General features: G+C 70.4%; 23 protein-coding genes and 5 pseudogenes. 13 read left to right on the top strand and 15 right to left on the bottom strand.

The window, feature by feature from the left end; translation table 11 throughout:
* Positions 1 to 32: 32 nt before the first annotated feature.
* From OH735_RS33110 to OH735_RS33100, 3 genes are read right to left on the bottom strand one after another with little or no spacing between them, the layout of a single operon-like run.
* Positions 33 to 1,247 carry an acetyl-CoA C-acetyltransferase gene (locus OH735_RS33110; protein ID WP_406385329.1) on the bottom strand — a complete coding sequence of 405 codons (1,215 nt, stop codon included), beginning with the start codon at positions 1,245 to 1,247 and terminating at the stop codon, positions 33 to 35.
* Positions 1,248 to 1,283: 36 nt separating this feature from the next.
* A complete protein-coding gene (locus OH735_RS33105; RefSeq protein ID WP_406385328.1) occupies positions 1,284 to 2,426 on the bottom strand; it encodes an acyl-CoA dehydrogenase family protein in 1,143 nt (380 codons plus the stop codon).
* A 37-nt stretch (positions 2,427 to 2,463) separates the two neighbouring features.
* A complete protein-coding gene (locus tag OH735_RS33100) occupies positions 2,464 to 3,588 on the bottom strand; it encodes a CaiB/BaiF CoA transferase family protein (protein ID WP_406386852.1) in 1,125 nt (374 codons plus the stop codon).
* Between the two features lie 202 nt (positions 3,589 to 3,790).
* Between OH735_RS33100 and OH735_RS33095 the strand changes: the two genes are divergently transcribed.
* Together OH735_RS33095 and OH735_RS33090 are read left to right on the top strand one after the other, a co-directional pair.
* Positions 3,791 to 4,981, top strand: coding sequence for a saccharopine dehydrogenase family protein (locus OH735_RS33095; protein WP_406385327.1), 1,191 nt, complete (start codon positions 3,791 to 3,793; stop codon positions 4,979 to 4,981).
* A gap of 140 nt (positions 4,982 to 5,121) precedes the next feature.
* Positions 5,122 to 5,274: a peptidoglycan-binding domain-containing protein gene (locus OH735_RS33090; protein WP_406385326.1), complete on the top strand. Its 153-nt coding sequence runs from the start codon at positions 5,122 to 5,124 to the stop codon at positions 5,272 to 5,274.
* A 45-nt stretch (positions 5,275 to 5,319) separates the two neighbouring features.
* Here OH735_RS33090 and mmpA read toward each other — a convergent pair whose 3' ends face one another.
* Positions 5,320 to 5,463 (bottom strand): morphogenic membrane protein MmpA, encoded by a 144-nt coding sequence (gene mmpA / locus OH735_RS33085; protein ID WP_406385325.1) that lies wholly within the window; start codon positions 5,461 to 5,463, stop codon positions 5,320 to 5,322.
* A gap of 61 nt (positions 5,464 to 5,524) precedes the next feature.
* A complete protein-coding gene (locus tag OH735_RS33080; protein WP_406385324.1) occupies positions 5,525 to 6,202 on the bottom strand; it encodes an endonuclease V in 678 nt (225 codons plus the stop codon).
* Positions 6,203 to 6,357: 155 nt separating this feature from the next.
* Here OH735_RS33080 and OH735_RS33075 point away from each other — a divergent pair, with 155 nt between their 5' ends.
* Positions 6,358 to 6,663 carry a YciI family protein gene (locus OH735_RS33075; protein WP_406385323.1) on the top strand — a complete coding sequence of 102 codons (306 nt, stop codon included), beginning with the start codon at positions 6,358 to 6,360 and terminating at the stop codon, positions 6,661 to 6,663.
* A gap of 18 nt (positions 6,664 to 6,681) precedes the next feature.
* On the opposite strand, the gene OH735_RS33070 is transcribed toward OH735_RS33075, so the two are convergent.
* On the bottom strand, positions 6,682 to 7,122 hold the full coding sequence (locus OH735_RS33070; RefSeq protein ID WP_406385322.1) for a hypothetical protein: 441 nt from the start codon (positions 7,120 to 7,122) through the stop codon (positions 6,682 to 6,684).
* 242 nt (positions 7,123 to 7,364) lie between these two features.
* On the opposite strand from OH735_RS33070, the gene OH735_RS33065 reads away from it, so the two are divergent.
* Positions 7,365 to 7,772 carry a DUF2795 domain-containing protein gene (locus OH735_RS33065; RefSeq protein WP_406385321.1) on the top strand — a complete coding sequence of 136 codons (408 nt, stop codon included), beginning with the start codon at positions 7,365 to 7,367 and terminating at the stop codon, positions 7,770 to 7,772.
* Between the two features lie 95 nt (positions 7,773 to 7,867).
* Here the strand turns inward: OH735_RS33065 and OH735_RS33060 are convergent.
* Positions 7,868 to 8,080: pseudogene (locus OH735_RS33060) on the bottom strand (oxidoreductase); the annotation flags it as partial.
* 234 nt (positions 8,081 to 8,314) lie between these two features.
* Between OH735_RS33060 and OH735_RS33055 the strand changes: the two are divergent.
* Both OH735_RS33055 and OH735_RS33050 read left to right on the top strand, forming a co-directional pair.
* Entirely contained in the window at positions 8,315 to 8,731 is a 417-nt protein-coding gene (locus OH735_RS33055; protein WP_406385320.1) for an SsgA family sporulation/cell division regulator, read from the top strand.
* A gap of 365 nt (positions 8,732 to 9,096) precedes the next feature.
* A complete protein-coding gene (locus OH735_RS33050; protein ID WP_406385319.1) occupies positions 9,097 to 10,071 on the top strand; it encodes an acyl-ACP desaturase in 975 nt (324 codons plus the stop codon).
* A 66-nt stretch (positions 10,072 to 10,137) separates the two neighbouring features.
* Here OH735_RS33050 and OH735_RS33045 read toward each other — a convergent pair whose 3' ends face one another.
* The 3 genes from OH735_RS33045 to OH735_RS33035 all read right to left on the bottom strand — a co-directional run bounded on the left by OH735_RS33045 (position 10,138) and on the right by OH735_RS33035 (position 11,412).
* On the bottom strand, positions 10,138 to 10,638 hold the full coding sequence (locus OH735_RS33045) for a tetratricopeptide repeat protein (protein ID WP_406385318.1): 501 nt from the start codon (positions 10,636 to 10,638) through the stop codon (positions 10,138 to 10,140).
* 111 nt (positions 10,639 to 10,749) lie between these two features.
* Positions 10,750 to 11,004, bottom strand: a complete 255-nt coding sequence (locus OH735_RS33040; protein ID WP_406385317.1) for a WhiB family transcriptional regulator — start codon at positions 11,002 to 11,004, stop codon at positions 10,750 to 10,752.
* 111 nt (positions 11,005 to 11,115) lie between these two features.
* Complete coding sequence (locus tag OH735_RS33035; protein WP_406385316.1) at positions 11,116 to 11,412, bottom strand: VOC family protein; 297 nt, start codon at positions 11,410 to 11,412, stop codon at positions 11,116 to 11,118.
* A 188-nt stretch (positions 11,413 to 11,600) separates the two neighbouring features.
* Between OH735_RS33035 and OH735_RS33030 the strand changes: the two genes are divergently transcribed.
* Positions 11,601 to 13,841: a DEAD/DEAH box helicase gene (locus OH735_RS33030; RefSeq protein WP_406385315.1), complete on the top strand. Its 2,241-nt coding sequence runs from the start codon at positions 11,601 to 11,603 to the stop codon at positions 13,839 to 13,841.
* A gap of 4 nt (positions 13,842 to 13,845) precedes the next feature.
* On the opposite strand, the gene OH735_RS33025 is transcribed toward OH735_RS33030, so the two are convergent.
* Positions 13,846 to 14,976: a multicopper oxidase domain-containing protein gene (locus tag OH735_RS33025; RefSeq protein ID WP_406385314.1), complete on the bottom strand. Its 1,131-nt coding sequence runs from the start codon at positions 14,974 to 14,976 to the stop codon at positions 13,846 to 13,848.
* Between the two features lie 172 nt (positions 14,977 to 15,148).
* On the opposite strand from OH735_RS33025, the pseudogene OH735_RS33020 reads away from it, so the two are divergent.
* Positions 15,149 to 15,487: pseudogene (locus tag OH735_RS33020) on the top strand (glycosyl hydrolase); the annotation flags it as partial.
* A 12-nt stretch (positions 15,488 to 15,499) separates the two neighbouring features.
* Here the strand turns inward: OH735_RS33020 and OH735_RS33015 are convergent.
* A complete protein-coding gene (locus OH735_RS33015; RefSeq protein WP_406385313.1) occupies positions 15,500 to 16,576 on the bottom strand; it encodes an ABC transporter permease in 1,077 nt (358 codons plus the stop codon).
* A complete protein-coding gene (gene ligD, locus OH735_RS33010) occupies positions 16,573 to 17,583 on the bottom strand; it encodes a non-homologous end-joining DNA ligase (RefSeq protein WP_406386850.1) in 1,011 nt (336 codons plus the stop codon). Before ligD ends, OH735_RS33015 begins: the two co-directional genes overlap by 4 nt.
* A 98-nt stretch (positions 17,584 to 17,681) precedes the next feature.
* Here ligD and OH735_RS33005 point away from each other — a divergent pair, with 98 nt between their 5' ends.
* Positions 17,682 to 18,749, top strand: a complete 1,068-nt coding sequence (locus OH735_RS33005; RefSeq protein WP_406385312.1) for an ATP-dependent DNA ligase — start codon at positions 17,682 to 17,684, stop codon at positions 18,747 to 18,749.
* 597 nt (positions 18,750 to 19,346) lie between these two features.
* Here the strand turns inward: OH735_RS33005 and OH735_RS33000 are convergent.
* Both OH735_RS33000 and OH735_RS32995 read right to left on the bottom strand, forming a co-directional pair.
* Positions 19,347 to 20,204, bottom strand: a pseudogene (locus tag OH735_RS33000) (MCE family protein); the annotation flags it as partial.
* A pseudogene (locus OH735_RS32995) lies at positions 20,201 to 20,587 on the bottom strand (MCE family protein); the annotation flags it as partial. The pseudogenes OH735_RS33000 and OH735_RS32995, both read right to left, overlap by 4 nt.
* Here OH735_RS32995 and OH735_RS32990 point away from each other — a divergent pair.
* The 4 genes and pseudogenes from OH735_RS32990 to OH735_RS32975 all read left to right on the top strand — a co-directional run.
* Positions 20,571 to 20,882, top strand: a pseudogene (locus OH735_RS32990) (helix-turn-helix domain-containing protein); the annotation flags it as partial. The pseudogenes OH735_RS32995 and OH735_RS32990 sit on opposite strands and share 17 nt — an antisense overlap.
* A gap of 195 nt (positions 20,883 to 21,077) precedes the next feature.
* Positions 21,078 to 21,341, top strand: a complete 264-nt coding sequence (locus OH735_RS32985) for a hypothetical protein (RefSeq protein WP_406385311.1) — start codon at positions 21,078 to 21,080, stop codon at positions 21,339 to 21,341.
* Positions 21,342 to 21,830: 489 nt separating this feature from the next.
* Complete coding sequence (locus OH735_RS32980) at positions 21,831 to 22,658, top strand: hypothetical protein (RefSeq protein ID WP_406385310.1); 828 nt, start codon at positions 21,831 to 21,833, stop codon at positions 22,656 to 22,658.
* 58 nt (positions 22,659 to 22,716) lie between these two features.
* The gene (locus OH735_RS32975; RefSeq protein ID WP_406385309.1) at positions 22,717 to 24,792 is read left to right on the top strand and encodes an MDR family MFS transporter; all 2,076 of its coding nucleotides are present in this window, start codon (positions 22,717 to 22,719) and stop codon (positions 24,790 to 24,792) included.
* Positions 24,793 to 24,896: the final 104 nt, after the last annotated feature.

Genomic DNA, 24,896 nt, shown 5'->3' with positions numbered 1-24,896 from the left:
CTTCTCCGTAAGCAGGGGTGGCCGGGGAACGGTCAGAGACGCTCGATGACGGTGGCGATGCCCATGCCGCCGCCGACACAGAGGGTGGCGAGGCCGTACCGCTGGTCGCGCCGTTCCAGTTCGTCGATGAGCGTGCCGAGGATCATCGCGCCGGTGGCGCCGAGCGGGTGGCCGAGCGCGATGGCGCCGCCGTTGACGTTGATCTTGTCGAGGGAGAGCCCCATGTCCCTGGCGAACCGCAGCACGACTCCGGCGAACGCCTCGTTGATCTCGACGAGGTCGATGTCGTCGATGGTCAGCCCGGCCTTGGCGAGGGCCTTGCGGGTGGCGGGCGCGGGGCCGGTGAGCATGATGGTGGGCTCGGAGCCGGAGACGGCGGCGGAGACGATCCGGGCGCGCGGCGTGAGTCCGTAACGCTCGCCGACCTCCTTGTTGCCGATCGCGACGAGCGCGGCGCCGTCGACGATGCCGGAGGAGTTGCCCGCGTGGTGGACGTGGTCGATCTTCTCGACCCAGTGGTACTTCTGGAGCGCGACGGCGTCGAAGCCGCCCATTTCGCCGATCGTGGCGAAGGACGGCTTGAGCGCGGCGAGCGAGTCGGCGGTGGTACCGGGCCGCATGTGCTCGTCGTGGTCGAGGACGAGGAGACCGTTGCGGTCCTTGACGGGGACGACGGAGCGCGCGAAGCGGCCGTCCTTCCATGCTTCGGCGGCGCGTTCCTGGGAGAGCGCGGCGAATTCGTCGACATCGCGGCGGGAGAAGCCCTCGATGGTGGCGATGAGGTCGGCGCCGACGCCCTGCGGCGCGAATCCGGTGTCGAAGTTGGTCATGGGGTCCATCGCCCAGGCGCCGCCGTCGGAGCCCATCGGGACGCGGGACATCGACTCGACGCCGCCCGCGAGGACGAGGTCCTCCCAACCCGAACGGACCTTGGCTGCGGCCAGGTTGACGGCTTCCAGGCCCGAGGCGCAGAAGCGGTTCTCCTGGACTCCCGCGACGGAGTCGGGGAGGCCGGCGGCGATGGCGGCGATCCGGGCGATGTCGGAGCCCTGGTCGCCGAGCGGGCTGACCACGCCGAGGACGATGTCGTCGATGGCCGCCGGGTCCAGGCCGGGGAAGCGGCTGCGGATTTCGTGGATGAGACCGACGACGAGGTCGATCGGCTTGGTGCCGTGCAGGGCGCCGTTGGCCTTGCCGCGGCCGCGCGGGGTGCGGATCGCGTCGTAGACGAACGCTTCGGTACTCAAGTCAGCAGCCTTTCGAGGGTGGTTGTGCGTCAGGGGTCAGGCGAGCAGCGAGCGGCCGATGATCTCCTTCATGATCTCGGTCGTGCCACCGTAGATGGTCTGGATACGGCCGTCGGTGAACGCCTTGGCGACCGGATACTCCGTCATGTAGCCGTAACCGCCGTGGAGTTGGAGGCAGCGGTCGGCGACGCGCTTCTGCAGTTCGGTGGCCCACCATTTGGCCATCGAGGCGTGCACGGCGTCGAGGGTTCCGTCGGAGTGGTCGACGATGCAGCGGTCGATGAAGGTGCGGGTGACGGTGCACTCGGTGGCGATCTCGGCGATCTCGAACCGGATGTGCTGGAGCTTGGAGAGCGGCCGCCCGAACGCCTCGCGCTCCTTGACGTACCGCGTGGTGATCTCCAGCAGGTGTTCGGCGGCGGCGATTCCGGCGACCGCTATGCCCATCCGTTCCTGCGCGAGATTGGTCATCAGGTGGATGAAGGCGCCGTCGCGCTCGCCGAGCAGGTTCTCCTTCGGGACGCGGACGTCGTTGAAGAACAACTCGGCGGTGTCCTGGGACTTCTGGCCGATCTTGTCGAGGTTGCGGCCGCGCTCGAAGCCCTCCGCGCCGCGTTCGACGACGATCAGCGAGAGCCCTTTCGCACCGCCCTCGGGGGTGGTCTTCGCAACGACGACCACCAGGTCGGCGAGGATTCCGTTGGAGATGAAGGTCTTGGACCCGTTGAGCAGCCAGTGGTCGCCCTTGTCCTCGGCGGTGGTGCGGATGCCCTGGAGGTCGGAGCCGGCGCCGGGTTCGGTCATCGCGATGGCGGTGATGACCTCGCCGGTGCAGAAGCCGGGCAGCCAGCGGCGCTTCTGCTCCTCGGTGCCGAGGCCGGTGAGGTAGGGGCCGATGATGTCGTTGTGCAGTCCGAGCGCGAGTCCGGGTGCACCGGCCCGGGTGAACTCCTCGGCGAGGACGGCGCTGTACCGGAAGTCGGGGTTGCCGCCGCCTCCGTACTCCTCGGGCACCGCGAGACCGAGCAGCCCCTGCCGGCCGGCCGCGAGCCATGCCTCGCGGGAGACGATGCCGTCCTTCTCCCACTGCTCGTAGTGCGGGAGGACCTCCTTGGTGAGGAAGGTGCGGACGGTCGCCCGGAACGCTTCGTGCTCTTCGGTGTAGATCTGCCGCTGCACTACGGGGCCTCCTGGAGCCGGTTCTTGACGGTGGGGATCACGACCTCGCGATGCCGGGTACGTCCCAGTCGGCGGCGACGGCCTCGGTGTCCGCGCCGGGCCGCGCGGGCCCGCTGCGCACGGAGACGGGGGTGGCGGAGAAGCGGGGTGCGGGGGCGGGCTGGGTGAGTCCGCCGTGCTCGACGAAGGTGGAGCGGGCGGCGATGTGCGGATGGTGAGGCGCCTCGCGCAGGGAGAGGACGGGCGCCACGCAGGCGTCCGTGCTCTCGAACACCTCGGTCCATTCCGCGCGCGTACGGGTCCTGAACCGGTCGGCGACGAGCGTGCGCAGCTCCTCCCAGCGGGTGATGTCGCGCCGGTCCGGGGCTTCTTCCCCGATACCGAGGAGGGCGGTGAACTCGTCGTAGAACCGCTGCTCCAGCGGGCCGACCGCCATGTACTGGCCGTCGGCGGTCTCGTACGTGCCGTAGAACGGGCAGCCGCCGTCCAGGAGGTTGGAGCCGCGCCGGTCCTGCCAGCCGCCTGCCGCCAGCATTCCGTGGATCATCGTGGCGAGGTGCGCGGCGCCGTCGACGATCGCGGCGTCCACGACCTGTCCCCGGCCGCCGGGGGTGCGGGCGTGCTGGAGGGCGGCGAGGACGCCGACGACGAGATAGAGCGAGCCGCCCGCGTAGTCACCGACCAGATTGGCCGGGACGGTGGGCGGCTCGCCGGACTTGCCGATCATGGAAAGGGTGCCGGTGAGGGCGATGTAGGCGATGTCGTGGCCGGCTCGTTCGGCGAGCGGTCCGTCCTGGCCCCAGCCGGTCATCCGTCCGTAGACGAGCCGCGGGTTACGGGCGAGGGCGGCATCGGGGCCGACGCCGAGGCGTTCGGCGACGCCCGGCCGGTAGCCCTCGATCAGGATGTCGGCGCGCTCGGCCAGGTCGAGCACCCTGGCGGCCCCGTCATCGGCCTTGAGGTCGATGAGCACGGACCGTTTGTTGCGGTTGGTGAGGTCGTACGCGGGGTCGATGCCGAGCCCGGAGCCGCCGGGCCGGTCGACCCTGACGACATCGGCGCCGAGGTCCGCGAGGAGCATCGCGGCGAACGGGCCGGGTCCGATGCCTGCCAGTTCGACCACGCGCACGCCTGCCAGCGGGCCGTGCTCTGTCGTTGCCATCAAGCCCCCAGCGGTATGACACAAGTGATGTAACAGTGATAATGCTAATAACGCACCGCGCTCCGCAACCCCTTTGGCCGAGCAAGCGCTTAGCACTTTCTCCGGGATCCTCCCTCACGATCGCCGCCCGGCCGCACACCGCCACGACCCCCTCCGCTAACCTCTGCGTGCTATGTCGGCGCCGGCCCCTGCGGAGGCACTCGTGAACAGGCAGAACGGGACCCAACGCCCCTACGACGTGGTCCTCTTCGGTGCCACCGGCTTCGTGGGCGCCCTCACCGCCGAATATCTCGCCGCCCACGCGCCCGCCGGCTGCCGCTGGGCGTTGGCCGGACGCAACCGGGCCAAACTGGAACAGCTGCGCGAACGCCTCACCGCGATCGATCCGCGGTGCGCGGATCTCCCGCTGCTGCGTGCCGACGCCGACGACGCGCACGCGCTGCGCGAACTCGCCGAATCCACCCATGTGGTGGCGACGACGGTGGGCCCCTACGTCTGGTACGGCGAGCAACTGGTCGCGGCCTGCGCCGTGGCCGGGACGGACTACGCGGACCTCACCGGCGAGGCGGAGTTCGTGGACCGGATGTATCTGGAGCACGATGCGCGGGCCCGCGAGACCGGGGCGCGGCTCGTGCACGCCTGCGGGTTCGACTCCGTACCGCACGACCTCGGGGTGTACTTCACCGTCCGGCAGCTGCCGCGGGACGTGCCGCTGAGCATCGACGGGTTCGTCCGCAGCAACGCCGTCTTCTCCGGCGGTACGTTCGCCTCCGCGCTCACCGCGATGGGCCGCGGCCCTCGGATGCTGCGCGCCGCGCGGGAACGCCGCCTGCATGAGCCCCGCCTGGTGGCCCGCCGCGCCCGCGCCCCGCTCGGCGCCCCGCACTTCAGTGCGAAGACCGGTACGTGGGCGCTGCCGCTGCCCACGCTGGACCCGCGGATCGTCGAGCGTTCGGCACGGGTGCTCGCCCAGTACGGCCCCGACTTCCGCTACCGCCACTTCGCCTCGGTGCGCCATCTGCCCGTGGCGCTGGGCGGCACGGCCGCGCTGGGCGCTCTTCTGGGTGCCGCGCAGGTACCGGCCGCGCGGTCCTGGCTGATGGACCGGTACGAGCCGGGCGCGGGCCCGGACGCGGAGCGCCGGGGGCGCAGCTGGTTCACCGTGCGTTTCGTCGGCGAGGGCGGCGGGCGGCGGGTCTTCACCGAGGTGTCGGGCGGCGACCCCGGTTACGACGAAACGGCGAAGATACTGGCCGAGTCCGCGCTCTGCCTCGCCATGGACGAGCTGCCGGCGACATCGGGGCAGGTCACCACGGCCGTCGCGATGGGTGACGCGCTCCTGGAACGGCTGCGCGCGGCGGGACTGCGCTTCCGGGTCGCGGCGACGCGCTGAGCGGACGGGCCGCCGGGCGTTCGGACGCCCGACGGCAAGGTCGGGAAGGACACCTGGCCGCTGCTCATCATGACGATCGACTCGCGTACGCCGAAGTCCGAGGCCGTCACGGCCGTGCAGTACCTGCTTCACCACGCGGGGTGCCGACCGACAGCACCGGCACGTACGCCCCTTCGGCCATGCGGTCGCTGAAGGAGTTCCAGGCGTCCCGGAATCTGCCGGTGACGGGCGTCGGGGACGAGAACACCTGGCGCGCGCTCCTCAACGCCCAGGGCCCGGACCGGCACAAGTAGCGTCGGAGGCGGCGCACGCTCTCGGGTCGCAGTGCCCCGGGGGGGTCAGAGCGCCCAGGCCACCAGCGTGCAGATCATCGAAACGGCCCAGGCCGCTCCCGCGAGAATGCCGAGTGTCATTCCCACCGCGACCCGGCGCTGGGCAAGATAGACGGTTCCTGGTCGCGTGGATGTTCGGTGTTCGGTCATGCGTACCAGTCTGCCGGTCATGATCGGCAGGCGTCATCCGTACGCATACTCAGGCGATCGCTCAGGCGGTCGCTTCCCGCAGGGCCTGGCGGCAGAGTGCGTCGGCCCTGCGGGTGGTCTCCGGCTGACGGAAGTCGCGGGCCAGCAGCAGGGTGTGGGCGCAGGCGTTGTCCAGGCCGGTCCGGTGTCCGACGGAGACGAAGACCGGCTTGACGCCTTCCTGGGTACGCAGTGCCCGGCCCACCTCCTCCTCGCCGTCGAGCAGCGGCGACCAGTCGCCCCGGCGGGGGCCCGGTCGCTCGTACGAGAAGGTGAACGGGTTCTTGGCGACGCCGATCACCTGGAGTCCGGTGAGTACTCCGAGGTGGCTGGCGAGCCCGAAACGGCGCGGGTGCGCCAGGCCGTATCCGTCACAGATCACCAGTCCGGGGTCGACCGGCAGCGACTCCAGCGCGGCCAGCACGGTCGGGATCTCCCGGAAGGCGAGGAGGCCGGGGATGTACGGGAAGCTGATCCGGCCGACGGCGGTGGTCTCGGCGACCACGTCGAGCGTCGCCTCGTCCAGGACGACGGCTGCCGCCACGACGACATCGCGCTCGTCGTCGTAGGCGACGTCGACCCCGGTGACCCGGCCGGTGCCGGACGGCGGGCCGGGCTCGTCGAGCACCACCCGGGAGCGCAGGGCGTCCTGAACGGCTCGGGCTTCGGCCTCGTCGGCGGGCATCGGGAGCGTTGTCATAGTGCCGTCAAGTCTAGGCAACGGGTACGACGCGACCGACCCGGCGATGACGAGGACGGATGCGGGGACGGATGCGTTCAACGGCGGCGGGCCTGAGGACGGGCCTGCCGGATACTGCCCGGGGCCGCTCGCCCTCGTCCCGTAGCCTGACGATCATGTTCGTACTCGAATTGACCTACACCGCCCCCGTCGAGCGCGTCGACGCGCTGCTGCAGGACCATGTCGCCTGGCTGGACGCGCAGTACGCGGCGGGGGTGTTCATCGCGTCGGGCCGCAAGAATCCTCGCGACGGCGGCGTGATCCTTGCCGTCGGGGACGACCGTGCGCGGATCGAGCGGATCGTGGCGCAGGATCCGTTCACGGAGCAGGGCGTGTGCGCGTACCGGATCACGGAGTTCATCGCGACGAAGACCTCGGACGAACTCGCCCCGTACCGCCAGCAGTTGCCCGGGCAGCCGTAGCGAACAGCCGGGCCCGCCTCACGTGCGTCCCAGCCGGTCCCGAGGGACCAGCGGCAGCAGTGCCCGCATCGCCTCCTCGGGGTCGGGGACGGAGATCGCCAGCCGGCTGAACGGTGCGCCTCTGCGCAGTTCCACGCACAGCACCGGCCTGCCCGCCCGTACCCACGCGAAGTCCTGTCCCTCCGGAAGGGGGCGGATACCCGCGCACAGCCGTGCGGGAATCCAGGTGCCCCGGCCGCGCCCACCGCGAAGCGCCCGCCACCAGTCGGGCTCTACGTACAGCCGGCGCAGCGCCGACACCGGAACCCGCACATCGCGGTGGCGGGCCGCCACCTTCTCGCGCCAGGTCAGGCGCACGACGATATCGGTGCCCTGCACCACCACCCGCGCCATGCCCTCTCCCTCGCTGTCGCGGTGCTCGTGAGGCGGCCGCGCGGCGCTGATTCCTCCTGCGTTCACCGTCGGCCACCTGCTGCAACTGTCCCGGGTCGCGGCGGAGTCCGCCTCCGGGGATACCTGCGCAGTTCTGGTCTTCGCCGCTGGACAGACGTATCCGATCGGGTTTCGATGGATATCTGCCGTATTCGTTGAGCGGCCCTACGGAGAGGGGCGGCCGGATTCCCGGCCGTTCGCCGGTGCATGGGCTCCCGCGGCAGCTCCGGGCAGGTGCGCAGCCGGCCCGACAAGGAGGTGTTCCCACCATGGAGCGAGGAAGCAGCCGCGTCAGCCCCCATGAGGACGACCAGCGGAAACACGAACTGCTGGACTTCCTCCGGTCCGGCCACACCTCCCGCACGACCGAGGCGTACGACCCCGAGCCGCCCGCCGACGACGATGTGCGCGTGGACCCGGGCGGCCCCGTCCCGCCACCCGGTGAGGCACGGGAACGGGCGCGCGCCGAGGCCGCGGCCGAGGAAGTCAGAGCCGAACTCGCGCGTCGTCTGAGCCGCACGGCCTTCCCTGCGGACCGCAGGTCCCTCGTGCGGACCCTCTCCGGGGCGTACGCTCCGGACACGCTGGTGGACGCGGTGCGAGAACTTCCCGCGGACGACCGGTATGCGAACGCCGGAGAGATCACCAGGGCGCTGGGATACCGGCCGCGCGTCTAGCCAGGGCCTCTCGTTCGGATCATGCCGGGCTCGCGTATGCACCGCCGTCCGACGCGGGACGTTTGACAGGACTGTCAGCGCGCCGGAGACACGCTCTACATCCTCGCTCGCGCCACTCGCCCGGTCTCGCCCGCCGCCCAGCAGCCGCCGTCCGGTGTGCAGTCGACGGTGTCGTACGACCCCGTGTCGACCGTGCGCCAGGTGCGGCCGCCGTCCGTGCTGAGGTCGGTGCCGGTCGGGCCGACCGCCAGCGCGCCCGACCTGCTGTGCGGCAGCCAGGCGACGCCCGAGCGGTAGGCGCCCGACGGGTTGGGGGACTGTTGCACATCAGTCGTCTCGTCTTCCCCTTGGCCCTCATGGCGCTGGAAGCCGGCCCACACGTTGTGCTCCGTGCAGGGTGCACCTGCGCGCAGGGGGCACACGATCGGTGCGATGGCGTGCGGTGATACAGCTCACGCCACCAACCGGTGCACGGATGAGGGAATTCCGTCGTCTCCCTCAGTGCCGGGAACCGTTCATCTGGCCGAGATAGGGAGCAGGTCTTGTCCACCGTTATCGAGCAGTCCGTGCAAGCCCGCATGGTCGCGTCCGCACCGCGGATGGAGACCCTTCCTGCCACCCTGATGTACGACCGGAGGGATCCGTTCGCCGTACGCATGGCGTTCCCCGCGACGGCGACCCTGGAAGGCACCGATGTGTCCTGGGAGTTCTCCCGCGAGCTGCTCGCGGCGGGAATGGACGGCGCCGCCGGTGTCGGCGACGTACGCATCAGGCCGTTCGGATACGACCGTACGGTGCTGGAGTTCCATGCCGCCGAGGGAATCGCGATGGTGCATGTCCGCACCGCGGAGCTGCGCCGCTTTCTGGAGCGGGCGCAGGAACTGGTACCGGCCGGCGACGAGCACCGGTTCCTGGATCTCGACCGGAGCCTGACCGAGCTGTTCGGCGGGACCTGCTGACGGCGCGTCCGGCAGGGGCGCCTTTCGTGGCGGCAGCACTGCCGCGTGACATCACCGCCGGAGAGAGACACCGCGTCCGCTCCGAGTACGCCGACCACTCTGAGCGCTCCGCGGGCGGGGGCCCGTCCGCCCCGGCGACCGGGCGTAACAGCCCCTTCAGCGCCGTATCGGTGGATCCGAGGGAGTGGCGAACACCCCGGCAAGCCCGGGGGCTGTCAGCCCCCACACCCACTCGACCTGCGTACATAACGTTACGTAATCGGGCATCACGAGGGCTGGCTTGGCGGTGGCCTTACCGCCGCTTTAACCTACGGTCTCGTAACCTACGTACCCGTAGGTACTTCTCCCGTCCCCAGGAGTCCCCCGTGACGATCACCGCTCCCCACCTCGGCAGTCCGAAGGCGTGGACCGACGCCCAGCTGCTGTACGCCCTGGAAGAGGTGGTGGAGAAGGAGCTCAACCGCCATCTCAAGGTCGCCAAGGACTGGATGCCCCACGAGTACGTGCCGTTCTCCGACGGGCGGAACTTCCCGGGCATCTTCGAGGACGGCGAGGCGTGGCAGGCCGACCAGTCCAAGGTCACCGACATCGGCAAGATCGCACTGGTCGTGAACCTGCTGACCGAGGACAACCTCCCCAGCTACCACCACGAGATCGCCTCCCTCTTCGGCCGTGACGGCGCCTGGGGCACCTGGGTGCACCGCTGGACCGCGGAGGAGGGCCGGCACGGCATCGTGATGCGGGACTACCTGCTCACCTCGCGCGCCGTCGACCCGGACAAGCTGGAGCAGTTCCGGATGGCCCACATGGCGGAGGGCTTCGAGTCCGACAACCGTCACTCGATGCTGCACTCCGTGGCGTACGTCGCCTTCCAGGAGCTGGCCACCCGCGTCTCGCACCGCAACACGGGCCACCAGTCGGGCGACCCGGTCTGCGACCGCATGCTGGCGCGCATCGCGACCGACGAGAACCTGCACATGGTCTTCTACCGCAATCTCCTCGGTGCGGCCTTCGAGCTCGCCCCCGACCTGACGATGCAGGCCGTGCGCGAAGTCGTCGTCAACTTCCGGATGCCCGGACACGGCATGCCGGGCTTCGAGCGGGCCGCCGCGCAGATGGCGATCGGCGAGATCTACAACATGCGCATCCACCACGACGACGTGATCCAGCCCGTGCTGCGCTATCTCAAGGTCCTCGACATCGACGGCCTGGGCCCCGACGGTCTGAAGGCCCAGGAGGAACTGGGCCTGTACATGAGCGGTCTGGACAGCGAGGCGTCGAAGTTCGACGAGAAGCTCGCCGCCCGCAAGGCACGGATGGTCGCGCGCGCCCAGGCCTGACGTCCACACGGTCATCACCGGCCGCCGGGCGGGCCCACCGCTCGCAAGCCCGTCCGGCGGCCCGGGTCATATCGTTTCGTGCAGGTCCCGGGCGTAGTGCTCGATCGCCGCGCGGTACTGCCGAACGTGCGGGTCCTCGCTGGTGGCGGCGAGCAGATTCAGCAGCAGCTGCGTCGACTCGTGGTGTTCGCCGGTGTTGAAGAGGGCCATGGCGAGAAACGTTCGCAGCGCCCCGTCGTCGGGGAACCGCTCGACGCCGCCACGCAGCACCTCGACGGCTCTCTCGTACTGTCCGAGCACCCGGCAGGTGCTCCCGAGGCCGAGCAGTGCGCCCCGGCGGTCCTCCTCCGACAGCCCGGTCCCGTCGAGGCAGCGTTCGTAGAACGGCACCGCCTCGGCTTCCAGCCCGAGCACATCGTGGGCCCAGGCGGTCTGGTAGGCGACTTCCGCGTCCGCGGGGAAGGCGGCACAAAGGGCGAGCAGCCGCTGTCGGGCCTCCTCGGGGCGGCCTTCGGTGCGCAGCCGCACGGCCGCAGCGAGCAGCCTGTCTCTGTCGTGATCATTCATGCGGGCATTGTCCCCGGTCAGCGGAACCGTCCGGTTACGTAGGCGCCGCCCGCACAGCGGGGGCGCGGCCCCGTTCCGGACGGGCCTCGGTCTTGCGCGGGCAGGGTGTGCTCAGGCCCGTTCGCGACCGGTTCTGCGCAGCCGGTCCCGCTCCTTCTCCGAGAGGCCGCCCCACACGCCGAACCGCTCGTCGTTGGCCAGGGCGTACTCCAGGCAGGCTTCGCGCCCCTCGCAGGCGTTGCAGAGCTGCTTGGCCTCACGTGTGGAGCTGCCGGGGGCAGGAAAGAAGAATTCGGGCCCCGCCTGTGCGCACAGCGCTGTCTCCTGCCAGGCGAGCGCGGGGGCGGCCGCGGTGTTGATCAGCATGGCACCCACGGTGCCCGGTCGCGATAAACGACTGATCAACGCTCCATCAATGCGGCGCGCCGAAGGCTTCCGGTCAGCTCTCCGGAGTCCGCGTCGGCTGCGCGCTCCTGATCACGGCTGCGCGCTCCTGATCAGGGCGAATTCCGCGCCGTCCGGATCGGCCACGTCGGCGAATTTGCCCACGCCCTCCATCTCCATCGGCTCCAGCGTCAGTTTGCCACCCAGCCGCTCCACCTCCGCGACGGTCGCGTCGCAGTCGTCGACCTCGAAGTAGGGCAGCCAGTGCGGTCCGGCGACCGCCCTGGTCGCAACGGCGTTGAGCGGTACCAGTTCACCGACGCGCGCACCGGGTGGTTCCTGTCGCAGGCCCGTCCCTGCGCGCGGGCCCTGGGGGCGGGCGCGCCGCAACCCGCCTCCCCAGCACACGGCCCGTCCCTGCGCGCGGGCCCTGGAGGTGCTGCTGCTCTCCCCGGCGGAACGCCGGCCGCCCGCGCCCTGAGCCGGAGGCGCTGTCGGTGCCGCGTGGCACGATGTGAATCGCCCGGGGCAGGTGCCGGGCGGGACGGCAGCCGGGCTGCGCGGACAGAGGAACGTACATGACAGAGGCCGGACCGACGGAGGCCGGGGCGAGGACGGGAAGGGCCGCCCGGGAACTGCTGGCGCAGGCCGAGCGGCTGCTGGAGACGGCGCGCGCGGTGCTGACCGATCACGCCCGCGCCGTCGACGCCGTGCACACCGCGCTGACGCCGCTGTTCGATTCCCTCATCCGTCGCGAACTGTCGGCCATCCCGGTCTCCCGACTCAAGGACGTCACCGAGGGACGGCTGCGGCTGGGCGCGGTCGAGCAGGCCGGGTTCACGACCGTCGGCCAGGTTCATGCGGCGAACCGTTACGAGCTCCGCCAGATCCCCGGCGTCGGCGCGCAGACGGCCGACCAGGCGCTGGCCGCGGCCGGCCAGATCGCCCACGCGGTACGGGACACGGTCGCGGTGCGGATAGACGTGGACACCCCGGACGACTCCACGACCGCGCTGGTCATCGCCCTGCACCGACTGGTCGAGGCCGGCCCGGACGTCCGCCGGGCGGTGGACGCGGCGGGCCGGCTCGTGGGGCGTCTCGAACCGTTGCTGGGCGCGGCGGGACCGGCACGGCGGCGGCTGCGCATGTGGTTCACCGGGCGCCGGGCCCGTGCCCAGGCGCTGGAGGCCGTCGCCTCGGTACGGGCAGTGGTCGACGAGGCGGCCGCGCGCGAGCTTGCGCTGCTGTTCGGTCAGGTGTCCGTCGATCTGCTGCGGGCCCCTGATTCGGACATCGCGGCGTGGGTCGACTTCGAGCTGCGGTCCGCCGAGTACTACAGCCTGCTCGCCGAGATGTCGGGCACCGGCCCCGACCGGGACGCGGCCGAGGGCTTCCTGCCGTCCGGGATCGCGGACCGGGTGCGCGGTCAGCGGCTGGACGACGCCCATCTGCGCGTCTCCCTGCGCGGCTACCAGTCGTTCGGCGCCCGGTTCGCGCTCGCGCAGAAGCGGGTGATCCTCGGTGACGAGATGGGGCTCGGCAAGACCGTCCAGGCCATCGCCGCGCTCGCGCACCTCGCCGCGCGGGGCGAGACGCACTTCCTGGTGGTCTGCCCGTCGAGCGTGCTGATCAACTGGGCGCGCGAGGTCCGTGCCCGCTCGACCCTGCACGCACTGCCGGTGCACGGCCCCGAGCGGCAGGGCGCCTTCGCCGAGTGGCGCGAGAGCGGCGGGGTCGCGCTCACCACGTTCGATGCCCTGCACACCCTGCCGGCTGCCCGGGACTGCGGCATGAGGCCCGGCATGCTGGTCGTCGACGAGGCCCACTACGTCAAGAATCCCGAGACGCGCCGCTCCCGGGCGGTGTCCGGCTGGACGCAACGCACCGAGCGGGTGCTGTTCCTGACCGGTACGCCGATGGAGAACCGGGTCGAGGAGTTCCGCAGCCTCGTCCGCCATCTCCAGCCCGAGCTGGCCCCCTCGATCCGCACCACCCACGGGGCCGCCGGATCGCACGCGTTCCGCAGGGCCGTCGCCCCGGCCTATCTGCGGCGCAATCAGGAGGACGTGCTGACCGAACTCCCGGCACTGGTGCAGGTCGACGAGTGGGAGGAGTTCAGCGCGGCCGATCTCGACGCCTATCGCAAGGCGGTGGGCGCCGGGGAGTTCATGCGGATGCGCCGGGCCGCCTACGCCCGGCCCGTCACGTCCGCGAAGCTCAACCGGCTGCGCGAGCTGGTCGCCGAGGCCGCGGAGAACGGCCTCAAGGTCGTCGTGTTCTCATACTTCCGCGAGGTGCTCCGCACGGTCGAACAGGCCCTGGGGCCGGGGGTGTTCGGTCCGCTCTCGGGGAGCCTCCCGGCTGCCCGGCGGCAGCAGCTGATCGACGGGTTCGCTGCCGTCGACGGCCACGCGGTCCTGCTGAGCCAGATCCAGGCAGGCGGTGTCGGACTGAACCTGCAGGCCGCCTCCGTCGTCATCATCTGCGAACCGCAGATCAAGCCGACGATGGAGCATCAGGCGGTCGCCCGCGCCCATCGGATGGGTCAGATACGGACGGTCCAGGTGCACCGGCTCCTCGCGGCCGACAGCGTCGACGAGCGGATGCTCAACATCCTGGCCCGCAAGGAGCGGCTGTTCGACCTGTACGCACGGCGCAGCGACGTCGCCGAGACGACGCCGGACGCCGTGGATGTGTCGGACGGAGCTCTCGCCCGACGCATCGTCGAAGAGGAACAGCTGCGCCTCGCCACGGGAGCGGCCGGGGCAGCCGGTGCGGCTGGTGCAGCCGGGGCGGCCGCAGTGGTTTCGGAGCGCTGACCGGTCAGGACGCGTGCGCCGCCGGGTCGTGGGCGGCCGTACCCTTCGGCGCGTCGAGGTCACCGGAAGCGGTCCCGCCCGAAGCCGTCTCGCCCGGAGCCGTCTCGCCCGGAGCCGTCTCGCCCGGAGCCGTCTTGCCCGGAGCCGTCTTGCCGGGGGCGGGCGTGTCGTGGTTCATCTTGGCGTGCGGGTCGTAGCCCGGCACGGTGCCGTCGGCCTTGGCGACCAGGAGCAGCCCGGCCATGCCCATGTCGGAATGGCTCTGCACATGGCAGTGGTACATCCAGGCACCCGCTCCCACGTGTTCGCCCGCGATGACCTGGAACCCGAAGGAGTCCGCCGGGCCGACGATCTTCGTGTCGATGACGCGGCTCGGGTCGTCCGGGCCGGTGAGCAGCCCGGTCCGGTTGTCCGCCCAGCGATGACCGTGGACGTGGAACGTGTGGTAGTACTCGCCGTGCGTGATCATGACCACTTCGAGCCGGTCCCCCACCGTGGCCCGGAAGTCGGGGGCCTCGTGGGCCGCCTTGTTGTTGATCGTCATGTCGTTGAAGACGATCGCGATCGTCTTGTCCGGCAGGATGTCGCCCTTGCGACGGACGATCAACGGACCGTAGAGGCCCTTTTGGATGCCGCCGGTGCCGTGATCCGAACCGACCACATGGTCGTGGTAGTGCCAGTAACCGGCGCTGCCCGGCTGCCAGGTGCCGTCGTTGCGGCGGCCCGCCGGATGGGTGTGCCAGGTGTAGGTGCGGGTGTCACCCGGCTCGACGATGCTCTTGTTCATCCGGGTGCCGTCGCTCGCGATGTCGTAGTCGACGCCGTGCGGGTGCAGGCCGACCGGCACATCCATCGTGTTCTCGAACTCGATGTGCAGGGTGTCGCCCTCATTGATCTCGATGAGAGGACCCGGGATCGATGCCTTGCCCTTCTCCAGGCCGTATCCCATCTGACCATCCGCCAGCTTCTCCGCGTACAGCTTGAGATGACGGACGGCACCCCCTGCGGGGGCGGTCTTCGGCGGGGGTTCCGCCGAGCTGGCCTCGATCGCACCCAGCGACAACGATGTCACCCCGGTCGCGGCCGCCACCCCGCCGCCCACCAGGAACCGCCGGTTGAAGCTCCTTCTGTCCATGACGAACTCCCCACTGCACTAAGGAATTTACGGAGTTTTACGCACGCACCCGGATCGCGGGGACTGCCCGGATCGCGGAGACTGCCAGGTCGCGGAGACTGCGGGACTGCGGAGTTACGGAGGTTACGGCGATCGCGGCGGCTACGGACGTTACCGGGGTTGGCGGGGCGCGGGTGCCCCCCGGACGGCCCACACCGTAGCCGGGGGAACTCCGTTGTGGTTCCCGGGCCGGCAGTACGGCGACTTCTCGCTGAAGCTCCAGTGGCGCGACGACGCCCCGGCGCGGGCAACGCCGACAGCGGTGTGTGCGTCCGCTTCCCGAACGTCCACGACAACCCCGAGGAGTCGCGTCCGGAGTGGGTCGCCATCAAGTACTCAGGTCTTCGAGCCGTCGCGGGGCGACGGCCCGGGCACCGACGGCCGGCGCTAGGCCTCCGGCGGCATTGGGCTCCAGGTCCACAGCACCACGGACGTGGTCTCGTACCGCGACATCCGGATCAAGGAGCTGTAGCCGGGACCGGCGTCAGATGGCCGTGGCCGCGTGCTGAGGCATGCGGTCACGGCCTCCGGGGTGCCGGTGGCGCCACACCCAGAACACCGTGCAGGAGACCAGCGCCCAGGCCCCGAGGACCAGGTACGGGAAGAGGAACTGGTGCCCCTGGTAATAGACGGCGGTGTGCTGGGCGTTGACCGAGGCCCCCGGGGGCAGCCAGCGGCCGATGTGCCCGAGGACCGACGGCAGCAGCGGCCAGGACACCGCGCCGCCGGAGGACGGGTTGCCAAGCAGCACCATCAGCCCCCAGGTGGGCAGCATCGCCCAGCGGCCCATGAAGGTGTTGAACATGGTGAAGACCATCCCCGACGTGAACATGGTGAAGGCGAGGATCAGCCAGGAGTGGACGAACGGCAGGTCCAGGGCGCCCAGCAGCCAGTCCACGACGGCGGCGATGGCGAAGGCCCCCAGCAGCGAGTACGCGATGATGAAGAGGATCCGCTCCAGCGGCAGCAGCGCCCGGGCGTGCACACTCAGCTGGATCGCGCCGACGAAGCCGACAATCACCGCCGCGAGCGAGATGTAGAAAAGTGCCAGCCCGCGCGGGTCGCCCTTCTGGAGCGGCTTGACGTCCCTGACCGTGACCGGCACACCGATGGTGGTTCCCACCTTCGCGGCGGACTCCGTGAGCAGTTGTGCCACGGACGCCCCCGAGGCACTGGCGACGTCCAGGGTCACTCCGTGGCTGTGCGACCGTACGATCGTGAAGGCCTCCTGTTCCTCCAGCGCCTCGCGTGCCCGTGCCGCCGTCGGATACGGGTGGATGACGAGTGAGGCGTCGAGCGCCTTGTCCATGGCTGCGACGAATTCCTTGCTCCGCGCCGTCGGCGGGCTGACCACGGCGGTCGGGATCCGGTGCGGGGTCGGATTGGCCATCGCGTACGTGTAGGAGCCGGCGAAGAGTCCCGCGGCGGCAGCGACGATGAACAGCAGGACGGTTGCGGGGAAGTACGGCGAGTCCTTGTACGCGGCCCATTTCTGGCCACGGCTCAGCGGCCGGCCATGCGCTCCGTGCGGTGCGGAGGGCTCCAGGTCGGGTGCGCTCATGCAGCGCCGTCCTCGTCGTGCCGGGCCCGGCTCGGCTGGACCCGTTTCGGTTCGCCGGGCATCTTCGGGTACTCCGGCGGGTACGGCAGTTCGCCGAGCCCGTGCTCGCGCTCGTCCCGGTCGGCCAGCTCCAGCAGCGCGTCGAGCCGGAACGCGTGCTCGTCCATGTCCGCGTGCACGTCGCCGCACTCGGCGTAACGCCCGGGCATGGTCCTGATGTCGAAGTCGCGCGGTTCGGCGTCGTCGATCTCCTCCCAGCGCAGCGGCGCGGAGACCGGGGCGTGCGGGAAGGGGCGTACGGAGTAGGCGGAGGCGATCGTGCGGTCGCGGGCGGTCTGGTTGTAGTCGACGAAGATCCGCTCGCCGCGCTCCTCCTTCCACCATGCGGTGGTCACCCGGTCCGGCATCCGGCGTTCCAGTTCCCGTCCGGTGGCGATGGCGGCGCGCCGGACCGTGGTGAAGGTCCACTTCGGCTCGATGGGCACGAAGACGTGGATGCCCCGGCCGCCGGAGGTTTTGGGCCAGCCGCGCAGACCGTGCTCGTCGAGGACGGACCGCAGTTCGTGGGCGGCCCGCACCGCGTCCGCGTAGTCCGTTCCGGGCTGTGGGTCGAGGTCGATGCGCAGCTCGTCCGGGTGGTCGGTGTCGGCCCTGCGGACGGGCCAGGGGTGGAAGGTGAGCGTGCCGAGGTTGGCCGCCCAGATGACGGCGGCGAGTTCGGTGGGGCAGATCTCGTCGGCAAAGCGGCCGCTGGGGAACTCGATCCTGGCGGTGGGGATCCAGTCGGGGAGGTTCTTCGGGGCCCTCTTCTGGTAGAAGAACTCGCCCTCGACACCGTCGACGAAGCGCTGGAGGGTGGTCGGCCGGTCGCGCAGGGCGCGGGTGATGCCGGGGCCCACGGCCAGGAAGTACTCGGCCACGTCCCTCTTCGTATAGCCCTTCGCCGGGAAGTAGACCTTGTCCGGACTGGACAGCCGTACGGCCCGTCCGCCGGCTTCGAGCTCCACCGCTTTTCCCGCTGCACCCATGACGGTCACGGTAGGCCGGGTCCACATATGCCGCATATCGGGAGACGCGGGCGCGTCGGTCGGCAAGAATCGGGGCCATGGACCTGCCGGTGATGCCGCCTGTGAAGCCGATGCTCGCCAAGTCCGTCGCGAAGATCCCGCCCGGTATGCAGTACGAGGCCAAGTGGGACGGTTTCCGCGCGATCGTGCACCGCGACGGCGACGAGGTGGTGATCGGCAGTCGTACCGGAAAGCCGCTCACCCGCTACTTCCCCGAGCTGGTCACCGCCGTCCGCGACAATCTGCCGCCGCGCTGTGTGATCGACGGCGAGATCGTCGTCGCGTACGGGGGCCGGCTGGATTTCGACCGGCTCAGCGAGCGCATCCACCCCGCCGATTCCCGGGTGCGGCTGCTCGCCGAGCGGACCCCGGCCAGTCTGGTCGCCTTCGACATCCTGGCGGTGGGCGACGATTCGCTGCTCTCCGTCCGGCAGTCCGACCGGCGTGCCGTGCTGGAGGCGGCCCTGTCCGCCGCGTCGCCGCCCGTCCACCTCGCGCCGGCGACCACGGACCCGGCACTCGCCCAGGAGTGGTTCGAGCGGTACGAGGGCGCGGGGCTCGACGGTGTGGTCGCCAAACCGCTCGATCTGCCGTACCGCCCCGACACCCGGGTGATGTACAAGATCAAGCACGAGCGGACCGCCGACTGCGTGGTGGCGGGCTACCGCCTGCACAAGAGCGGCCCGGTCGTCGGTTCGCTGCTGCTCGGTCTGTACGACGCCGAGGGCGTCCTGCAGCACGTCGGGGTCTGCGCGGCCTTCTCGATGAGGCGGCGCGCCGAGCTCCTGGCGGAGCTGGAACCGCTGCGCGTCGAGCCGGCCGATCACCCGTGGGCGGCCTGGACGGACGCGGCGGCGCACGAGGGGGCACGGCTGCCGGGGGCACCGAGTCGCTGGTCGGGCAAGAAGGACCTGTCCTGGGTGGCGCTCAGCCCGGAGCGGGTCTGTGAGGTGGCGTACGACCACATGGAGGGCGACCGTTTCCGGCACACGGCGCAGTTCCGCCGGTGGCGGCCAGACCGCACTCCGGACGGCTGCACATACGCACAGCTGGAAGAGGTGGTGCGGTACGACCTGGCCGAGGTGCTGTCAGCCGGCGGGCGCTGAGAGGCTGTCGGGTGACCTCGGATCGGAAAGCGGACGCGCTCTGGTGCGTGCGATTCCAAGGCGGAGGAGGGAGGCGACGCGGAGCGTCGCCGACCGACGACAACGCAGGAAGCGTGCGTGCCAGGGCGTGGCCGCCCGGTCAGAGGTCAGCCGACAGCCTCTGAGCCCGAGGGCGTGGGGCACGGTTCCTCGGTCGCGCCCGGGTCGGGTGTCGCGGACTCGGTGGTTCCGGTCGAGCCGGTGGGGTCCGGGGACGGCGAGCCGCTCGGGCAGCCAGAGTCCGTGCCGGGGTCGGGGGCCGAGGTGCTCGGGTCGGGGTCGGGGCTGGTGCCGGGGTCCGGGGAGGCCGGTCCGCTGTCGGTCGGGTCGGGTGAGGGGGTACCCGGGACGGTGGGGTCCGGGGAGCCGGTGGGGTGCGGGGAGCTTGTCGTTGGGCCGGAGGACTTCGGGGACGTGGCGGGCGAGGGGCCGTGCGAACCGCCGGGCTGCGGGCCGATGACGATGCCGCCGCCCGGGGCGCCGGGACCGCCCACCGGGTGCTTCGGCTTGTTCGGTCCGCCCGCGCCGGGGCTCTTCGGGGCGGTGCCCTTGCCGTCGCACCTTGTCGAGGCTCTTGCGGTTCTTCACCAGCACCGCGGTGACCCGGCCGAGCGCGTCCAGGGTGGGCTTCAGCTGTTTGTTGTTGTCCTCTACGAGACCGGTCAGCTGAGTGCCCAGGTTCCGGGTGCCGGTGAGCAGCAGATGGATGGAGTCGCGGCGCGCCTGGATCTCGCCGAGGAGCAGATTGCCGTCCTCCAGCAGGGTTTCGAAGCTGCTCTTCTTGCCGGCGAGGGTCTTGGTGAGCTGCTTGCTGCCCTTGAGGAGGGTGGCGAGCTGGGCGTCGCGTTCGGAGACCGTCCTGGAGAGGGCGGAGAGCCCGTCGGCGGCGCTCTTCACGTCGGGCGGGGAGTCCTTGAAGGTGGCGGAGATCGTCTCGAAGCTCTTGGCGAGCTGCTGGGTGTCGATCTCCCCGATGGTCAGGCCGAGTCCGTTGAACGCCTGGGTGACGTCGTACGGGGAGGTGGTGCGGCTGACCGTGATCCGCTCGTGCGGGTCCTGCGGGGCGTCGCCGAGCGGGTCGACGGCGAGGTACTTCTCGCCCAGCAGTGTCTTGATGGCGATGCCTACGGTGGAGGAGTTGCCGATCCAGACGTCCTTGACCTTGAAGCGGACCTTCACCTTGGAGCCGTCGAGCGAGACGCCGGTGACCTCGCCGACCTTCACGCCGGCGACCCGTACCTCGTCGCCCTCGTCGAGTCCGGCGGATTCTGTGAAGTCGGCGCTGTAGGTGGTGCCGCCGCCGATGAAGGGCAGCGAGTCGGCCCGGTAGGCGGCCAGGCCGACGAGGGCGAGGACGATCAGTCCGACGAGGGCCACGGCGACGGGGTTGCGTTCCCGTACGGGTTTGATTCTCATGCCCGGCACCTCGGCTTCGCGACGACGATGCCGGTGGGCGGTGCGCTGCCGTCGTCGTTGGTCACACCGCTGACCTTGGCCTCGCAGAGGTAGAGGTTGAGCCACGAGCCGTACGAGGCGAGGCGGCTGATCGCTTCCATCTTGGCCGGGGTCGTGTGCAGGAAGTTCTCGATCTGCGGGGTGCCCTTGCCCAACTGGCCGGAAAGCCGGCCGAGTTGTCTGATGTCGTCCTTGAGGGGTTTGCGGCCGTCGTCGAGGAGGTCCGCGGTGACGGTGGTGAGCGCGCCCATCGCGGTGACCGCCCGGCCGAGCGGTTTGCGGTCGCCGGAGAAGCCGGTGACGAGTTTCTGGAGCGTGACGACGAGGTCGTTGTGGCTCCTCTCCGACCCGGCCCTCCTCGATCAACTCGCGCGGCGCGAGCTGGCTCCGATCGCGGGGATCAGCACCACTCGGCGCGAGCGGCTGATCGAAACGCTCCGCGTCTGGCTCGAAACCCGAGGGACCGCGGCCCATATGGGCGAGCTGCTCGATGTGCATCCACAGACCGTCCGCTACCGGATGCGCAACCTGGAGGCCATCTTCGGTGAACAACTGGTCGATCCCGAAAGCCGGTTCTCGACCGAGGCCGTACTACGGGCACTCCAGTTGCGCGAGCACTGCACCGACGCGTCCGTCTAGCAGCAGCACGTACGTCACGATGGGTCAACTTACCTACGGGTAAGGGAAAATACCCGGTCACTCCCAAACGGTTGCCACACGGAGACGTTCTCAACAAGAAACCCGGAACTGCGTCCCGTACACATGGAGGAGTCCGCCGCCCACCCGGCGGCCGCATCGATGTCCACCTCCTGGCCGACCATCCGAGAGGGCCCCATGACCGCCTCCCACCTCCTCGTCCCCGTGCCGATCCCCGACCGGGTCGCCGCGCTGATCGGCTCCTGCATCCCGCCGCACATCCTGCAGGCGGAGTTCGACGCCGAGTGCGCCGCGCGCGAGGTGCGCAGCTTCCGCGGCCCGCGGCTCTGCGACGAGGACCGGGCCGACCGCGAGCAGGTGCTCTCCGAGCTGGCGCGCGCCAACAAGATCCTGGCCGCCCACCACCCCCGACTGACGGTGCGCCCCGGCAGTTCCTGGTGACCCGCGCGCCCTTCTCGCGAAGGAGCGACCCTCCCGAGACTTACCTTACCCAATAGTAAGATTGCTCTGGAGTAAGGGAACTGGCGTGGCCGACAACAGCAGCGGCAACCTCGTAGCCGAACTGGCCGGGCTCGACTGTGGGTCTGGCCTCGGGTCCGACCCGCTACTTCGACATCCCGAAGGCCTGAGCCCATGAGCTTCTTCCCCCTCGCCATCGGCCCGACAAGACGCTGCACATGGTCCACGGCTCCGCGGACAACGTCTGTACGCGCATCGGCTGACTCCTCGTCCCGGCCGCCTCACGCCGGTCGCCGGTTCACCCCGTAGGGATCGGCCGCGAAGGCGGGCGAGAGAATATCGGGCAGTGGCGACGCTTGCGATGCGGCCGACTCGTGCGGGGCAGACGTCATGACGCTCCAGGGTCGTGAACGGGCAACGCCGTCAAGGTTATTGACCAGCCGTCCACCTACACACCCCCGGGGGAACGCCATGCCGGCCAGCCCGCGCCCGTCCGTCCTCTACGTCACCGACCTCGCCTACGAGGCACGCGGGCGCCGCTACTGCGACGAGGACATCCATCTGACGTCGCGACTGCGCGAGGAGTTCGATGTCGCGCTCTGTCACCCCCTGGACGCCACCGCGCTGCTCGACGGGTTCGACGCGGTCGTCGTACGCAACAGTGGTCCGGTGCTGCACTACCAGGAGGCGTACGACGCCTTCCGTGCGCGGGCGCGAGAGCTGGACGCCCGGGTCTACAACCCGCTGCACGGCCGCGGCGACATGGCGGGCAAGCAGTATCTGGTCGATCTGAGCCGGGCCGGTCTTCCGGTGATTCCCACCGTGGACCGGGCCGCGGACCTGGGGCTGCTGCCCGAGGCCCCGGAGTACGTGGTCAAGCCGAAGCTGGGGGCGGACTCGGTCGGCCTGCGGTTCGTACGGGAACCCGCGCTGCCGGAGGGTGCCGACGGCACGCTGCTCGTCCAGCCCCGGATCGACTTCCGACACGAGGTGTCCTTCTACTTCATCGACCGCGATTTCCAGTACGCGCTGTACGCGCCGCACCCGGACGAGCGGTGGGTGCTGGAGCCGTACGCGCCGAGCGCGGCGGATCTGGAGTTCGCCCGGACGTTCGTGGAGTGGAACAGCCTCGACCACGGCATCCAGCGGGTCGACGCCTGCCGGACGGCTCAGGGCGAACTGCTGCTCGTGGAGCTGGAGGATCTCAATCCGTATCTCTCGCTGGACCGGGTGGCGGAGCCGGTACGGGAGGCGTTCGTGACCCGTATGAAGGCGTCCGTACGGGATCTGCTGGTCTGACGCCCCGTCCGGCCGTCCCCCGCATGCGTCGGCGCGGGGCCGGTGTGAGGGTGCAAGCGTGACCACTGCCAGCGAGACCGCCCCCGCCGCGCAGAGTGCCGCCGCGCCGCCCGTGCTCGATCCGCGCCGCCGGAACATCGTCTTCGCGACGATCGTGCTGGGAATTCTGCTGGCCGCCCTGGACCAGACGATCGTCGGCACCGCACTGCCGACGATCGTCTCGGACCTCGGCGGTGCCGCCCACATGTCGTGGGTGGTCACCGCGTATCTGCTCGCCGAGACGGTGGCGACGGTCCTGGTCGGCAAGTTCGGCGACCTGTTCGGCCGGAAGATCATCTTCCAGCTGTCGGCGATCATCTTCATCACCGGCTCGTTCCTGTGCGGCTTCGCGACCAACATGACGCTGCTGATCGTCTGGCGCGGGCTGCAGGGCATCGGCGCGGGCGGGCTGATGGTCACCTCGATGGCGTTGATCGCCGATGTGATCCCGTTGCGCGAGCGCGGCAAGTACCAGGGCGCGATCGGCGCGGTCTTCGGGGTGTCGACGGTGATCGGGCCGTTGCTCGGCGGGCTCTTCACCGACCAACTGAGCTGGCGCTGGGCGTTCTACGTCAACGTGCCGATCGCGATCGTGGTGGTCATCGCCGCCGCCCGGACGATCCCGTCGGTGAAGGCCGCCGGACGGCCGGTGATCGACTACCTGGGCATCGCGATGGTCACGGTCGGCGCGAGCGCCCTGATCCTGGCGACCAGCTGGGGCGGCAACGAGTACGCGTGGGGATCGCCCGTCGTCCTCGGCCTCTTCGCGGGCGGCGTCGTGGCGCTGGCCCTCTTCTGCCTGGTGGAGTTCCGGGCACAGGAGCCCATGCTGCCGATGCGGCTGTTCCGGAACCCGGTGTTCACCGTCTGCTCGATCCTGAGCTTCATCGTCGGCTTCGCGATGCTCGGTGCGATGATCTTCCTGCCGACATATCTGCAGTACGTGGACGGGGACTCGGCGACCCTGTCGGGGGTGCGGACGCTGCCGATGGTCCTCGGACTGCTGGTCGCCTCGATCTTCAGCGGCAATGTGGTCTCCAAGACCGGCCAGTACCGGATGTTCCCCGTCGTGGGCTCGCTGATCATGGTGGTCGGGCTGTTCCTGCTCTCCCGGATGGGTCCGGACAGCGGGGTGTGGCTGGAGTCCCTCTACATGCTGGTGCTCGGTGTAGGCATCGGTCTGGCCATGCAGGTACTGACGATCGCCGTGCAGAACACGGTCGACTACGCGGATCTGGGTACGGCGACGTCGGGTGTGACGTTCTTCCGTACGCTCGGAAGTTGCTTCGGCACCGCCGTCTTCGGCACGATCTACGCCAACGCGCTGAAGCCGAACCTGTCCGACGGCATCGCCGCGGCGGCGCGGGCGGGCGGCGACCCCGCGGTGCTGGCGAAGGCCGCGCAGAGCCCGGCGGGGCTGCACGCCCTGCCCGCGGCGCAGTCGGCGCCGCTGGCCCAGGCCTACGCCGACACGCTGCACACCGTGTTCCTGTGGACGGTGCCGGTCGCGTTCCTGGGGTTCGTCGTGGCGCTCTTCCTGAAGCAGGTGAAGCTGCGGGACACGGCACGGGTCGGATCGACGGACATGGGCGAGGGCTTCGCCCAGCCCGGCGCCGGTGACTCGGCCAAGGTCCTGGAATTCGCCGTGGCCAAGATCCTGCACGGAGCGGGTCCCGACACGGCCCGGCGGATCGTCGCCGCCTCGGACACCCGGCTGGACATGGCGGGGGCCTGGGCGGTGATGCAGGTGGAGCTGTTCACACGCATGGTGGGTCATGCGGGTCTCGGCCTCATCGCGGCCCGGCACCGGATCCCGCCGGAAGTTCTGGTGCCCGTGTTCGACCGGATGATCGAGGAGGGCTATCTCACCGGCGACGGTCGTCTGTTCACGCATACGGCCGCCGGGAGCCGGGAAACCGCGGCGATCAGCGACGCGTGGGCGCGGTGGCTCAATGAACGGCTGGACGAACACGGGACCCGCCCGGACGACCGGCAGCTGCGCGCGGCGGTGCACCGGATCGCCAAGCGGCTGCTGGCGGAGGACCTGGCGCAGGAGCTCTCGCCGGAGAAGTCGCGGGTGGGGGCCGCCGTCTGAAACGGGCGCCACCGCGCGGCCGGGGTCTTCCGTTCGGATCAGGCCGGATCGGGGAGCCGGGTCGCGACGCCGGGGCACGCGAGCCCGGCACGATCCGAACGAGA

The sequence above is a fragment of the Streptomyces sp. NBC_01618 genome (assembly GCF_045209435.1).
Classification (GTDB): Bacteria; Actinomycetota; Actinomycetes; order Streptomycetales; family Streptomycetaceae; genus Streptomyces.
The sequence above is the reverse complement of the archived record's forward strand: the minus strand, read 5'-3'. Positions and strand labels throughout refer to the sequence as shown.

Excerpts from the sequence above, each read along its gene's own strand:
- OH735_RS33065 (WP_406385321.1), top strand. The coding sequence starts at position 7,365 with ATGGAGCGAGGAAGCAGCCGCGTCAGCCCCCATGAGGACGACCAGCGG.
- OH735_RS33015 (WP_406385313.1), bottom strand. The coding sequence starts at position 16,576 with ATGAGCGCACCCGACCTGGAGCCCTCCGCACCGCACGGAGCGCATGGC.
- OH735_RS33005 (WP_406385312.1), top strand. The coding sequence starts at position 17,682 with ATGGACCTGCCGGTGATGCCGCCTGTGAAGCCGATGCTCGCCAAGTCC.
- OH735_RS33100 (WP_406386852.1), bottom strand. The coding sequence starts at position 3,588 with ATGGCAACGACAGAGCACGGCCCGCTGGCAGGCGTGCGCGTGGTCGAA.
- OH735_RS32980 (WP_406385310.1), top strand. The coding sequence starts at position 21,831 with ATGCCGGCCAGCCCGCGCCCGTCCGTCCTCTACGTCACCGACCTCGCC.
- OH735_RS32985 (WP_406385311.1), top strand. The coding sequence starts at position 21,078 with ATGACCGCCTCCCACCTCCTCGTCCCCGTGCCGATCCCCGACCGGGTC.
- OH735_RS33040 (WP_406385317.1), bottom strand. The coding sequence starts at position 11,004 with ATGCTGATCAACACCGCGGCCGCCCCCGCGCTCGCCTGGCAGGAGACA.
- OH735_RS33025 (WP_406385314.1), bottom strand. The coding sequence starts at position 14,976 with ATGGACAGAAGGAGCTTCAACCGGCGGTTCCTGGTGGGCGGCGGGGTG.
- mmpA (WP_406385325.1), bottom strand. The coding sequence starts at position 5,463 with ATGACCGAACACCGAACATCCACGCGACCAGGAACCGTCTATCTTGCC.
- OH735_RS33075 (WP_406385323.1), top strand. The coding sequence starts at position 6,358 with ATGTTCGTACTCGAATTGACCTACACCGCCCCCGTCGAGCGCGTCGAC.
- OH735_RS33030 (WP_406385315.1), top strand. The coding sequence starts at position 11,601 with ATGACAGAGGCCGGACCGACGGAGGCCGGGGCGAGGACGGGAAGGGCC.
- OH735_RS33080 (WP_406385324.1), bottom strand. The coding sequence starts at position 6,202 with ATGACAACGCTCCCGATGCCCGCCGACGAGGCCGAAGCCCGAGCCGTT.
- OH735_RS33045 (WP_406385318.1), bottom strand. The coding sequence starts at position 10,638 with ATGAATGATCACGACAGAGACAGGCTGCTCGCTGCGGCCGTGCGGCTG.